At 61.3% G+C, this 12,878-nt stretch carries 9 protein-coding genes; 2 read left to right on the top strand and 7 right to left on the bottom strand.

Annotation, left to right across the window (positions count from 1 at the left end; genetic code table 11):
• Window positions 1–30 precede the first annotated feature (30 nt).
• Window positions 31–564 (bottom strand): hypothetical protein, encoded by a 534-nt coding sequence (locus tag AB4037_RS03945; RefSeq protein ID WP_441770607.1) that lies wholly within the window; start codon window positions 562–564, stop codon window positions 31–33.
• A gap of 155 nt (window positions 565–719) precedes the next feature.
• Here AB4037_RS03945 and AB4037_RS03940 point away from each other — a divergent pair, with 155 nt between their 5' ends.
• Together AB4037_RS03940 and AB4037_RS03935 are read left to right on the top strand one after the other, a co-directional pair.
• Window positions 720–1,112 (top strand): hypothetical protein, encoded by a 393-nt coding sequence (locus tag AB4037_RS03940; RefSeq protein WP_441770606.1) that lies wholly within the window; start codon window positions 720–722, stop codon window positions 1,110–1,112.
• Between the two features lie 175 nt (window positions 1,113–1,287).
• Window positions 1,288–1,578, top strand: coding sequence for a PAAR domain-containing protein (locus tag AB4037_RS03935; protein ID WP_434960587.1), 291 nt, complete (start codon window positions 1,288–1,290; stop codon window positions 1,576–1,578).
• Between the two features lie 93 nt (window positions 1,579–1,671).
• On the opposite strand, the gene AB4037_RS03930 is transcribed toward AB4037_RS03935, so the two are convergent.
• From AB4037_RS03930 to icmH, 6 genes are all read right to left on the bottom strand, one after another.
• Window positions 1,672–3,147, bottom strand: coding sequence for a PIN domain-containing protein (locus AB4037_RS03930; RefSeq protein WP_441770605.1), 1,476 nt, complete (start codon window positions 3,145–3,147; stop codon window positions 1,672–1,674).
• A 526-nt stretch (window positions 3,148–3,673) separates the two neighbouring features.
• Window positions 3,674–6,367: a protein kinase domain-containing protein gene (locus tag AB4037_RS03925; protein ID WP_441770604.1), complete on the bottom strand. Its 2,694-nt coding sequence runs from the start codon at window positions 6,365–6,367 to the stop codon at window positions 3,674–3,676.
• Window positions 6,368–6,388: 21 nt separating this feature from the next.
• Window positions 6,389–7,156 carry a PP2C family protein-serine/threonine phosphatase gene (locus AB4037_RS03920; RefSeq protein ID WP_441770603.1) on the bottom strand — a complete coding sequence of 256 codons (768 nt, stop codon included), beginning with the start codon at window positions 7,154–7,156 and terminating at the stop codon, window positions 6,389–6,391.
• Window positions 7,156–7,839, bottom strand: coding sequence for a type VI secretion system-associated protein TagF (gene tagF / locus AB4037_RS03915; protein WP_434960583.1), 684 nt, complete (start codon window positions 7,837–7,839; stop codon window positions 7,156–7,158). Before tagF ends, AB4037_RS03920 begins: the two co-directional genes overlap by 1 nt.
• Window positions 7,840–7,850: 11 nt before the next feature.
• The gene (gene tssM / locus AB4037_RS03910) at window positions 7,851–11,417 is read right to left on the bottom strand and encodes a type VI secretion system membrane subunit TssM (protein ID WP_441770602.1); all 3,567 of its coding nucleotides are present in this window, start codon (window positions 11,415–11,417) and stop codon (window positions 7,851–7,853) included.
• Window positions 11,417–12,877 carry a type IVB secretion system protein IcmH/DotU gene (icmH, locus tag AB4037_RS03905; RefSeq protein WP_441770601.1) on the bottom strand — a complete coding sequence of 487 codons (1,461 nt, stop codon included), beginning with the start codon at window positions 12,875–12,877 and terminating at the stop codon, window positions 11,417–11,419. Before icmH ends, tssM begins: the two co-directional genes overlap by 1 nt.
• Between the last annotated feature and the right edge of the window lies 1 nt (window position 12,878).

Genomic DNA, 12,878 nt, shown 5'->3' with positions numbered 1-12,878 from the left:
CGGAAGATATCGTCCGGTTCGGCGTTGTTTTCACGGCAAAACGGCGATCGACCGTGCAAGGATCGGCCCTGCATATTTGCCCGATATCGCCAGTACCCATTCATGTGCGCTCTTTCCTCCAACTTGCCAAGACCTCTGTTTGGCGTCAATCTTGTGGCAATCGCCGCTTGCTCGGCAAATCTTGGGACACGAGCCGGTCTTGCCGGTCCATGCGGGACAGGATCCCGCGATCATCGCCTCCCTGCCCTCCGCAATCATCGCCAGGGCACTAGGAGACCGAGCATGGACGCGTTTCAGCAAAGAACCTTTGATACGATCGTGGCCCGCTGCAGGGACCTGATCCCCCCCGATCGATATCGTCAGACACATCAAGGCAGGCACCTGGCAGGTGGCGAACAACACGCTTGACGGCATCACGTTCGAGGCGGTGGATCCGGACGATCTCATCGCTGAACTGGGTGGCCGTATGAAGTTGCCTGGCGCCGGCAACGCGCCCGCACCGAGACCTTTCTCCATCGACACCACGCGCAGTCCACGTCCGGCCAATGCCTCGATGATCAGCATGAAGGAAGACCCCCAGCATTGGGCCCTCAAGGCCTCGTTCGGCGCTACCGTCGGCGAGGGCTTTCGGCGAGACGGGCAAGCGCCTGACCTTCACGGCCCTTCATGCCGCCGTCTCCAAGAACAAGTGCAACATCCATGTCGACGAGCGCGGCTTCGTGGTGGCCACACCGGATGGCGCCGTGGTTACGCCCACCTTCTGGGGGCACATCGCCAATGAGTTGCTGCTCAAGACCATGTTCCGGGACTGGCTCGACGGACTGGTCGGCGACAATGTCGTCGGAGCACTCGTAGTCGAAGCGGTCAATCGCCTGTCCTTGCGCTTTTCCGATGCCGAGAACGGCTTTGCCGGCCTGACCGAGCGGGTGAACCGCATTTCAGGCATCGGCGATGTCAAGGACATCGGCAAGACGCTGCTGCCCATCGGCGTGTCGGCGGATCTGGTTCGTCTCAAGAACTCGGCGATCCAGGCCAATTACTACTGGCATGACGGCCAGCAGACGTTGACGCTGACCTGGGGCGGCACCTTCGACAGGTTCGGTTCCAAATAAGCGGCACGGCAGAGTTCTGCCCGAATTCCCCCCGTTTGAAGGATGTGCCTCGGGCGGCCTCGGCCTATGATTGGTTTGTACGATCGGGGCGGCGTGACAAAAACGCTGCAGTCGGACAGAGTATGGTGCAACGTCGCGCGTTCGGTCCTGAAGGACGCGGAACAGGAAGTGGCTGATGGGACAACCTGCTTCACGTCTGGGCGACATGCATGTCTGCCCGCTGGTGAATGTGCTGGTGCCGCATGTCGGCGGTCCGATCGTGATGGGGTCGGTGAATGTCTTCACCGGCGGCCAGTTGCAGGCCCGGGTCGGGGATATCTGCATCTGCGTCGGGCCGCCTGACATGATCGCACTGGGATCGACCACGGTGTATGTCAACGGCCAGATGGCGGCACGTATCGGCGATCTCACCGCCCATGGTGGCACCATCGTGGGCATGTGGCCGACCGTGCTGATCGGGGGGTAGTTGTTCGAAAGCTGGCCGTAGTGCGAACGCGCAACGGCATCGACATCGGACCGAGGCTCGTCTCGGACTGACACTCGAATTCTTCCTGGACGGCTACAAAAAGCGCAGCAGATGGATATTTTTAGCGCGTACCCACCGGATCATGTTGAAATTCACATAGGTCCCGAGGCTGAAATAGTTTCCCGTAGGTGAAATTAGTCCGAATACCTTCTCCGTCCATTCATCCACAGGAAAGACCATCGCTGCTTTCGCGTGGAACGGGCTCCATGGATCGAGATCGACTACCTTGATGGTGTTCTCGTTCGCGGTCTTATCGTCCAGGAGTGGAACGTTGACGGATTGCCGCCCATTCATATTGTACCAGTAGACCTGAATTGGCGGTTCAAGGACGGCAAAATCGACATTGGAGTCGGCTGGCAGTTCAACGCTCGTTTCAACCACATCGTCAAAGCCACCAAGAATGTTGAACTCCACCTGTTGGAATTTCGCCTTGTTGGAGTCGCCAAGAAAGAACCGTCCTATCGCAATGGGTTTGAATGGACATTTGGCGGTGGTGACAGCAGATCTCTGAAGCGGTGCTATCCAGACTTCCTGCGAAAAGGCGCGTTCGTTTGGCCCGGTGCCCCGCGATAGTGTCGGCACGCTCAATGCCTCGCGAAGCGCTTCGTCGCGGGTGGTCCCTTTTCCCCAGGTTAAATGATCGAACACGGCGCCCGGCTTGATGAGACTCTCATCGGAAGCCTGATACTGGGTATAGTAAAATAACAGCAGAATGCCCATCCGCGGATTCGACGCGCGTTCGCTGGCAATGCCCGGCCTGACCTGATCTAGAGCTTGCGTGACCTTTCCCTTCTGGATGTAGTCATTGACGAGATTGAGGACGAAATTGACCCCTTCGAAAGCCAGCTGAATCCCCGCTATCGTTGCCGTGCCCTTCGGGGATGGCCCGACGTATTCCGGCACAGTATTGTCGGCCACACCGATTGAATAGCTGCCGCCAGATCCGCCTCCCGATCCTCCTGACGGCGGCACCGGTTTGCCATTGGCGCCAAGGGTGCGTGGATTAAGTCCGAGTAGCTTGCGTGCTATCGCTACGTCCTCGACACCGCTGCGGTCGCCAATACTGCACTCCGGCGCCAGTCTCACGCCGAGTGCGGGCGCCGCATTCTGTACTTTCCTATCGAACGTCCACAGACGCGCGTTGATAGCCTTGGCCTGGGCTACGACGAACACGTCGCCTGGCTTGGTGGTATCGTCCTTGCGCGAGAAATCCTTCAACTGCGGGCGATTGGGAGCGGGAGTATATTGGATGTTGTCGGCATAGACGTCGCCGCGATCCTTGATGCTGCCTGACGGTGCAATCGTGATCCGCGCATCCTTGAGCAGCCAATCATATTCGCCGCCCTGTTTTTGAGTTTGCGCCCGCGTCACCAACTCGTCATAAGCAGCGCGCGAAATATAGACCGGCGTTCCGGACTTCAAGTATTTTTTCAAACTCTCAGCCGCCGGCTGATTATTCCTTGCAATCGACGTGAGTACGTTCTTGTCCAGGATAATGGGGTCAGCCATAGGGCCTCCATATGATTATTACTGGAAGTAAGTTTATTTTCTAAAACTCCAATAATTCTATTTTAAAAAATATACTTAAATTATACAAATAAATAATGCACTTGTAAATATATAGGGTAAATATATTAAATATTACACTAAATTTGCATGAGTATTATTCTAGTATTTAATTATTATTCTAAATAACAATGTTATAAATATTACTATGCAGTCAATTTCAGATTTTATAATCGGACATGAGAAAATTCTCCGCACAGGAATAAGAAAGTCTTTCGAGTAGGCTTCATCGATAATCCATCTGAAAATATTCATCGATTCAAGGAATTCGGTAAGTGCTCAAAAGCACTTTCTAAAAAAATTGATATACTCTTTAGTTAAGTAAACTGCATCGAGCTTTTACACGCGAAATTGGAATAGCCCTCTCCGGAGGTGCTGTAGAACTTCTCAGGTCCTGAAGCCAGAGGGGGCGGAAAGTCACGCCCCATTCCACCAAGTCGCCGCCCGCAATCTGCTCCGCGCTGCGCCGTCACTGGTCGCGGAGCTTGAGATAGCCCGCCACCGTGGTGACATCCCGCGCATTCGCGATCTCCTTCAGGAAAGGCGTGATGAAATCATCCGCCTCGAAGGCATCCTGCGCGTTGATGCTGATGAGCGGCCGTGACGAAGCCACGGCGAATACCAGCATCGGATAAAAGGAGGGCCGAGCCTCGCCATCGGTCCTGGCCGGCGCCGACAGGCTGAGTCCGGCCTCGATTTCCCCTGCCTTCATGGTGATGCAGGAGGCACAGAGCCGATTGATGTTCTGGATCCCGCCCTTGTGGTCCATCACGAACAGATAGATGTTGCGCTCTCCTGCCCCGGTTACGGAGACGGTGAGTGGGTCACCCGGCGTGCCCTTATCCGCGTCGCCGCCGCGGATCTCGGCTTTGCTCAAGACGATCTTCAAAGGTGGCGCTCCGGCAACCGACATGCGGCGCAACGCGCCGACGAAGCCGCATTGCTGGTCGGAAACCGCATCGAGCTTCACCGTCGGCGTAAAGCCAGCCTTCTGCCTGAAGGCATCGGCGAAGCTCTGGTCCACCGTTGCCGTGCCGAGAGCCGTGACGGTTGCGGAATTGGCCGTTACATCATCTGCCGTTGCGGCAAAGCAGCTATCCGCGCCAAAGCCTGCCACGAAATCCCGGAGCGCGGCCGGCGTGGGTGATGTAACAGCCGCCAATTTGGTGCCTTCTATCGCGGCCTTTGCCTTTGCAGCCAGATCATCGGGGCAATCGGCACCACATTGATCGAGGAATCTCCTGAGTGCAGTGGCATTCTTGCCAGCAGCCTTGAGCTGCACCGCGAGGCTGTCATGCTGCGCAGCCAATTTCTTGGCCGCATCGATGCGGTTCCGGGCTTGCTGGGTGAGATCGCCGGGGCAGTCCGCGCCGCACTGGTCGAGGAAGCTCTGCAGGGCCGAGCTGTCCTGCCCGGCGCTCGCCAGTTGCTTCTCCAGCCGCTCACGGCGCGCGGCCTGCTCCTTCAGGGCACTGATACTGCCTCTGGCCTGCCGCGCGAGATCATCAGGGCAGTCCGCGCCGCATTGGTCGAGGAAGCTCTGCAGGGCGGAGCTGTCCTGCCCGGCACTCGCAAGCTGCTTCGCCAGGCGCTCACGGTGGGAGGCCTGCTCCTTGAGGGCACTGATACTGCCCCTGGCTTGCCGGGCTAGATCATCGGGGCAGTCCGCACCGCATTGAGCCAGAAAATTCTGCAGCGCGGCCTCGTCCTGGCCAGCGCTCGCAAGCTGCTTCGCCAGGCGCTCACGGCGAGTGCCTTGCTCCTTCAGGGCAGCGATACTGTTCTTGGCTTGCCGGGCCAGATCATCGGGGCAATCCGTGCCGCACTGGTCGAGAAAGCTCTGCAGGGCCGAGCTGTCCTGCCCAGCGCTCGATAGCTGAGCCGCCAGGCGCTCACGGCGCGCAGCCTGCTCCTTCAGCGCAGCGATACTGCTCCCGGCTTGCTGGACCAGATCATCGGGGCAGTCCGCGCCGCACTGGTCGAGGAAACTTTGCAGGGCGGCCTCGCCCTGGCCAGCGCTCGCAAGCTGTTTCGCCAGACGATCGTGTCGCTCGGCCTCCTGCTTGGCGAGGGTCTCCTGGCTGTTGCCATCCGGCTGCTTGTTATCGGGCTGCCTAGTTATGGGTGGGGTATTGCCCGAAAAGAGGTTCCCATCGGTATAGATCCAGCCCCCCAGCGCACCGAGACCGATGACCGCGAGAGCGGTGGTGGCAAAAATCGTGTTACGAAGGGCGTGCGAAGGCTTTGTCTGGGAGACCTCGGCCGATTTGGCGCTGGTGGCTTTCTTCTCGACTTTCGGCTTGGGGCTTGCCGGACTATCCGGCCAATCGCGGATAGCGGCCATGTCCTCCGGACGATTCGCGGGGTCGGAGGCCAGCATCGCGGATAGTACGGCGTGAAATTGTTTGGGCACACCATCGAGATCGGGCAGGCTGCGGCGCTTCTCGATGATGTCGAGTTGCGAGCCTGTCATGTCGAGCGGCCGGCCTCGCATGGCGGCTACCATCACCAAGGCCAGGCTGTAGATGTCTGATTTGGGCGTGACCTCGCCGCCATAAAGGCCGAGCTGTTCGGGCGAGACGAAATTGTATTTTCCGGCGAAACTGCCGCCCAGCAGGGTTTCGCCGCCGACATTGGCGGAACGCGCAATGCCGAAATCGATGATCTTGGCATTCTGCACGAGGCCACCGGGCAGGATGACGTTGTCGGGCGACATGTCACGGTGAATGACGCCAGCCAGATGCGCGCGGTGCAGACCATCGGCCAGCCGGCGCAGCAAGTGCATGAATTCGGAGGGGGCAAGCGGCGCGTTCTTCACATGGGCGGCGAGCGAAGGACCATCCACATATTCCATCGCTAGGTAAGGCCGCGACAGCACCGGATCGAACGAGAACACGTGATAACGGACGATGGCCTCGTGATAGAGGTGGTTGAGGATGCGGGCTTCCTTGCGGAACAGACCGACAATGGTCTCGTCCCCGGCAAATTCCGGCAGCACGATCTTGATCGCCACCGGATCGCCGGTCTGGATGTTGTGGCCTTTATACACCTCTCCCATGCCGCCGACGCCGAGAAGGGCGTCGATGCGGTAGGTCTGGTTGAGTTCGGCGCCGATGCTCACGGCCGAGCCGCGGATCGCGATCCGGGTTCGGTCATCGTTCACGGACGGTTCCATCGGCGGCCATTATCGCATCACAACCGTTGTCGCGCCTATGTCGACGACATTGACGACGACAACGGAAATGTTGTCCTTGCCACCGCGCGCCAAGGCGAGTTTGAGAAGTTCGTGGCTCGCCTGGTTCGCGCTCAGCCCGTTGCTCATGGCCAGGATTTCCTCATCCTTGACATGTCCGGTCAGGCCGTCGCTGCACAGCACGAAACAATCGCCCGACTTTACCACACCGGTGGCATGTTCAAGCTGGAAATCATCGATGGCACCGACGGCGCGGGTAATCACGTTCCGGCGTGGCCAACTTGCCGCCTCGGCCTGGCTGATGATGCCGCGATCCACCAGTTCCTGCACTTCGGTATGGTCATGCGAGAGCTGCTCGATGCGCCCGCCGCGCACCAGATAGCAGCGGGAATCGCCAGCCCACAGACAGCAGTAATTGCCATCATGGGTCAGCAGCGCCGCAACCGTCGAGCCGACGATATGCTCCGGCCGACCTTGGGAACGGGCCAGAAGTTCGGCATTGACGATGCCGATCTCTCGCCGGAACGCTTCCGCGAATTCCATCAAGGAAGCGCTCTTGCCGACACCTCGCGCGGCATCGGCGATCATCGCGCTGGCGAGATTGCCGTCGCGGTGGCCCCCCATTCCGTCGGCCACCACCCAGATGCCGCGCTCGCCATCGGTAAAGATGCTGTCCTCGTTGAAGCGGCGCACAAGGCCAGGGTGGGTCAGTGCTGCGGTTTCGAATTTCAGATGGTCGCCGGATGCCCAAGGGTCCATCAGATCGTCTCCCCCGTCATCAGGAACGACAAGAACTGGGCGTCGGGCTTGCCCTCGGCCACCACGAGCCTGGCCTGATGGCCGCCCAGAAGGGCGCCTTGGCCGCCATGCGTCCACCAATAGCTACGGCCGCCGTTGCGGGCATCGCCGTCCGCCATCTCCAGCGAGCGGAAAGCGTCGGTGACCGGCATTTCGCTGCCGGGCCACAGCAGCAAGCCACCGTCGCGCTGTGGTGGCGGCAGGCGCGATACGAGGGGTGGAAACGGAATTTGCGCCAGCAGATGGGAGGGCTCGCGCTCGAAATTATCGTCGAGCATATGGAGCAGGAATTGCTCGCAGCCCTCGTGCCACTGATCGAGCCCGCGTGAGGGCGGCGGTTCCAGATAGGCGTCCGGCGGCTCGCAGGCGCATACCGTCAGCGGAAAATAGCGCCCGACGCCGTCGACCGAGGCCATCAGCGCGCCGGTCACCGCCGAGCCGAAGACCCGCCTGCCGCACCAGAAGCGCCAGATCGGAAAGCCGAGATAGATCTCCTGCCAGCGCTCGGCGAGCGCGTGCCGGCTGGCGGCGACGGCACCCTGGAGCCACTCCTCCCATTGGTCGAGAAAGGGCCGCGGCATGTTGTAGGACACGAAGTCGCGCTTGGAGGGCAGCTTTCCGAACATGCCGCACATTGTCATCATGACGACGGGTCCTACAGGTCCGACGGACAGGCGAATTTGAGTTGTGACAGGATGGTGAAGGGATTGTCGAGCGTGTCGAAGGTCAATTGATAGGTGACCTCCCTGCCACCGACGACGAAACGGGCCGTCGCCTTATTGCCGGCTTGGCGCATGTCGCCCTTCTGCAGCAAACGATAGAGGGACCAGGCGCCGGTGAAACGCAGCGAGGGTGAGGTGCCATCGCTTTCAGGCATGGTGATCGAGGCGGTGCCGTCGGGAGAACGGCCCGGCCATTCGAAATCGCCGCGCGAGACCACGCCGAACGGGCTGTCGAGCTTGGTGCCGTTGACCTCGAAGCTCACCGAGGCCGTCTTCTGGCTCATCGACTGCGCCACCAGCGCGAATTTCACATTGGGCGAGGTGCCGCGTCCGCTGAAAAACGCTTCCTTGATGCGCGCGGCATTCTGGAACTGATGCAGTGTCTCGGGCGAAAGCGCCTGGCTGAACTTCGAGTTCTGCTTCCAGCCCCAGGCCGCGCCGGAGGTATCGACCAGTCCCGCGAGCTTTTCGCGGAAGAAGGTGTCGAACACCCCGTTCGGCCCGAACAGGCGGCCGAATTCGCCGATCGGTACCTCCTGCTTGCTGCCCGGCGAGAAGGGATATTTGTTGCCGACGATATTGAGGCATTCGCGAGTTACCGAGCCCTTTAGGTCGCCCTTGAGGTCGGCCACCTTGTCGCCGATGATTTTCTGCTCGAATTCCGCCATCGCATCGCGGAACATGGTGTCGAACGGGGTTTCGAGCCGCGACGAGCTGGTGGCGATGGAGCCGAGGAAAGTCTGCATGTTCTGCCGCGCCTGCGCCGCGCGCTCGAAGTCCTGCTCGTCGATCAGGCTCTGGTAGAGGCCCTTCAACTGCTCGACCAGGAGGTCTATCTGGCTCTTGTCGCCGTTCTTGCGGGCAAGGTCGTGATAGCGGCGGAAATGTTCCTGGATGATGGCGCCCGGCACGAAGGGTGCCTCGACATTGCCGCCACGGCCGGAGGCTTTCTTGGCGGCGTCGAGGCCGATCGCTGCCATATCGTCGAGCCTGCTGCCGGCAGCTCTGGTGACGGCCTTGGTAGCGGCTTTCACCGCAGCATCCTTGAGCTTGCCGCCGACGTCACTATCGGCTCCCTGCCGTGCCTCGGTCAGCCTGGTTTGCCCCGAGATGGACTCGAACAGAAGCTTGATCGGCGAAGCGGCACCGGTGGCGGCCCGCAGCGTGGCATAGCCTGGCTTGTCGGCGGCGAAGCTGTTGAGCTTCAACTTGCCGAGCGCCGCAGTCCACGCCTTGATGAATTCCTGGTCGTAAATGCGGTAGAGATCGGGGCCGAGATTGGCGTATTGCTCGTCGATGGCCTGCGTGCTGCCTGCGTCGCCCAGGACCCAGCGCTCGTTCTGCAGAAGCGTGATCACCGACTTCATCTTGTCGAGGAACAAGGCGTAGAAGCCATCATAGGTGAACAGCGACTGGACGCCGACACTCTCGATGGGCGAACCGTCATTGGTGCCGAAGACGACGGCAGCATCCGGCCCGGCATTGCCTGCCACGGTCCAATCCCTGACGCTCTGGTCATGCGCGGTCGACTTGATGATGGCGAAGGCGCGTTCGGCCAGCGACAGCCGCGTCAATGCAACCTGGCTCGCCTTGACGAGATCACCATTGAGGGCGATCGGACGCGGCGTGCCCTCGATATTGAGCATGGCGTCGAGATGCTGGCTCAGGCTGTCGCGCGTCGCCTTGTTGGGCTCGCCCGGATAAAGGCTTTCCCAATCACCCCGCATCCAGCCCTCGATCAGGGCCGTATCCACCGGAATGGCGGGATCGCCGCCCAGCATCATATAGACCTTGAGGGGTTCATAGAGCTGTTCGGGCTGGTCCTGCAGATCGGCGAGCCGTTTTTCGAGATGGAAAAGAATGCGCGGACGCAAGAGCCGGTCCAGCCCGTCGCGATAGGCTGCCACGCTTGCCGTGCCGATGCGCTTGTGCTGGCCGAGCCCCAATGTTTCGTTGATCTGCGGTTCGCTGTCCAGCCGGTCATAGCCCCAGGGAAAATCGCGCAGCTTGCCAAGCGGCCCGACGACCTTGAGGAAATCGGCATCGTCGACTGGATCCTCCTTGAGCAGTGCCGCCGTATCGTTCGCATAGGCGGCAGTGGCGACATCCGTGCGGTCGATCAGGGCTTTGTTGCCGTAATAGCTGGTCAGCCAGCCGGCGAGCGCGGCCAGGGTCACACCAGCGACGAGCACATAGCCCGAGGTCTGCAGCAGGATCTTGCGGCGCACCGCCGCGGCGTTGGTGGAAACCCAACCCGCCTCGCCGAACACCACCTTGGTGAGGAGATGCTCGAGGAAGAAGCTCTTGGCCCGTCCCGAATAGGCAAGGCTGGCACCGGCCTGCAGGCCGAGGTCGCGCGACAGCGAGCCCAGCAACTTGTCGATCGGCGTGCCTTCCTGCGTACCGGAGGTGAGGTAGAAGCCCCGCAGCGCGGCACTGGTCTGATAGCGCGTCGGCTCGAAGATCTGGTTGAGGAAGCGGGTGATGACCGGCTTCAACGCCGCAAGCTGGGACGGCAGGCCTGTGAGCCTCACGCGCGAAATCGGGTCCGGCTCTTCCTGCAGGCGATCGGGCAATTCGGCGCTCAGCCTTGACACCAAGAGGTCGATCTCCGGCCCGACGTCACCGACCCGGTTCTCCTTCTTGTTCTTGGTCTGGAAGGTGGCACCCCAGACGGCCTTGCGCTCCTCGGGGTCGAGATTGCCGAAATACTCCATGAAGCCCGCGACCAGATCGGCCTTGGTGAAAATGACATAGACTGGAAAATCCACCTGCAGGCGATTGTTGAGCTCGGCCAGGCGCTTGCGGATGGCGACGGCATGGGCGCCGAGCTCGGCCTCCTTCATCGACAGGAGATCGCCGATGCTGATGGCCACCAGCACACCGTTGATGGGCTGGCGCTCGCGGTGGCGCTTGAGGAGATCGAGAAAGGCGAGCCAGCTCTTGCGGTCGGATTCGGTGTCGGAATCCTGCGTGGTGTAGCGGCCGGCGGTGTCGATGAAGACGGCGTCCTCGGTAAACCACCAATCACAATAGCGCGTGCCACCACTGCCCGCGATCGGTCCGGTATGGGCGGCCAACGGGAATTTCAGGCCGCAATTCATCAGGGCCGTAGTCTTGCCGGCGCCCGGCGGCCCGACGATGAGATACCAGGGCAGCTCATAGAGGAAGTCGCCCTTGGTGCGGCGCGAGCCCTTGAGCGTGAGCAGGGCGTCACGCATCTTGTCGGCCAGGACGACGGCATCGGAGCCGTCATCCTCCGGCTCCTGCACTGCGATGTTCTCGGCCAGCGCCCGGGCCGATTGCCCGTGTTTGTAGATGCGATAGGCCAGCCAGCAGAAATAAACGGCCAGCAGGAGGCCGATCAGCGCCAGCCGCAGCCAGGGATTGTCGAAGGGCTCGATGCCGGCCACGGCGACAAGCGGCAGCACCAGCCAGATCACCGCGCACAGCGCGACCACGGCCAGGAAGCTGACGATGAAGATGATCCAGCGCTTCATCACAGATCCTCGCGCGGGATGAACACTTCGACGCGCCGGTTCTTGGCCCGGCCCTCGGCCGTGTTGCTAAGATCGATCGGTGCAGTATCGGCCAGCCCCGAAGTGGTCAGACGCTGCGGATCGGCGATGCCGGCGACGAGGATCTTCTCGACCGCCTTGGCTCGCTGCTCGGAAAGCTGCTGGTTGTCCTTGTAGCGCACGGTGGCGCGGACCGGCGTGTTGTCGGTATGCCCGATGATACGGATCTGCCCTGGTTCCTTGTCGAGCGCAGCGGCGATATGGCCGATGGCAGCAACGGCATCGGGGCGCACCGTGGTGCTGCCCTTGTCGAACAGGGAATCATTGAGGAGCCGCACCACGATGTCCTTGCCGGAATAGTCGGCCGATGCCTTCTTGGCGGCGATGTCGTCCTTCAGGCGCTCGCGGATGCGCTCGAGCTGGCCAGTGACCTTGATCGGCGGTGTTGGCGGCGGCGGTGCCGGCACGGTCCGATAGATATGGATGTCGCCGGTCGGATGCAGGGCGAGCAAGCCGGCGCTCGCCGTGTCGGACATGCCGCCGAGCAGCCAGCGGAACGCCAGGAAGCTGAGGAGGAGCAAGCCGACGGCGACGGAGGTGATAGCCCATACCGGCACGGTCCGCCGTACATAGGCGGCGGCGATGTCCTGGCCCCGCCAATGCGGCGAGATATGATCCGTCACCCGTGCCTCGCGGGCGCGGAGGGTTTCATAGAGGTCGCGGCGGATCTGCTGATGCGGGACATCGCCGCCGGCAACCCGATATTTGCCTTCGAAGCCCAGCGACATGCAGGCATGCATCAGGCCGAGCAGATTATGATTGATCTGCGGGTGTTGCCGCAGCTTGGCCAGTTCGTCGAAAAAACCGACGCCGCTGTCGCGCACCTGGAAATAGCGGCTCAGCATGCTGTACTGGGTCCACAGATTGCGGTCCGAACTCGGCAGGTTCTGCACGATGTCGTCGGCGGTGGCACAGACCGCATATTTGGCGGTTCGCACCTGCGGTTCGGGAACCCCCCGCGCATTGAGCTCGGCTTCGAAGGTCTCGATGCCCTGCGCCACCGTGCTCATCATCGGCGCAACCTGGGGAACCTGCCTGGCGATACGGATATTGGCGAGCACGAGCAGCAAGGGCATGGCCGCTTCGAGGATGGGATTGGGCCCGCCGGTCCTGTCGCTGACGCCGAGCGCTTCGAGATCGACCGTGGCGGGCGTGAGCGGCAAGGCCGACTGGGCCCGCGGTGTCTCTGCCAGGGGCTGGTAGGGCTGCGGCGTTGCAGCGCCTGCCGCCACGCGCGGCCCACCCCAGATATCCTGGGCCGGCGCGGGGGTTCCGCCCGGATTGGGCGCACCTTGGCCGTCACGCCGGCCGCCCGGATTGGGCTTGATCACCGTCTTTTCGGAATCCGGATTAGACCCGAACGGGCCCTTGCCGTTCGTCATG

Origin of the sequence: Labrys sp. KB_33_2 (assembly GCF_052114505.1) — a bacterium.
GTDB lineage: Bacteria > Pseudomonadota > Alphaproteobacteria > Rhizobiales > Labraceae > Labrys.
This window is presented reverse-complemented; position numbering and strand designations above follow the sequence as displayed.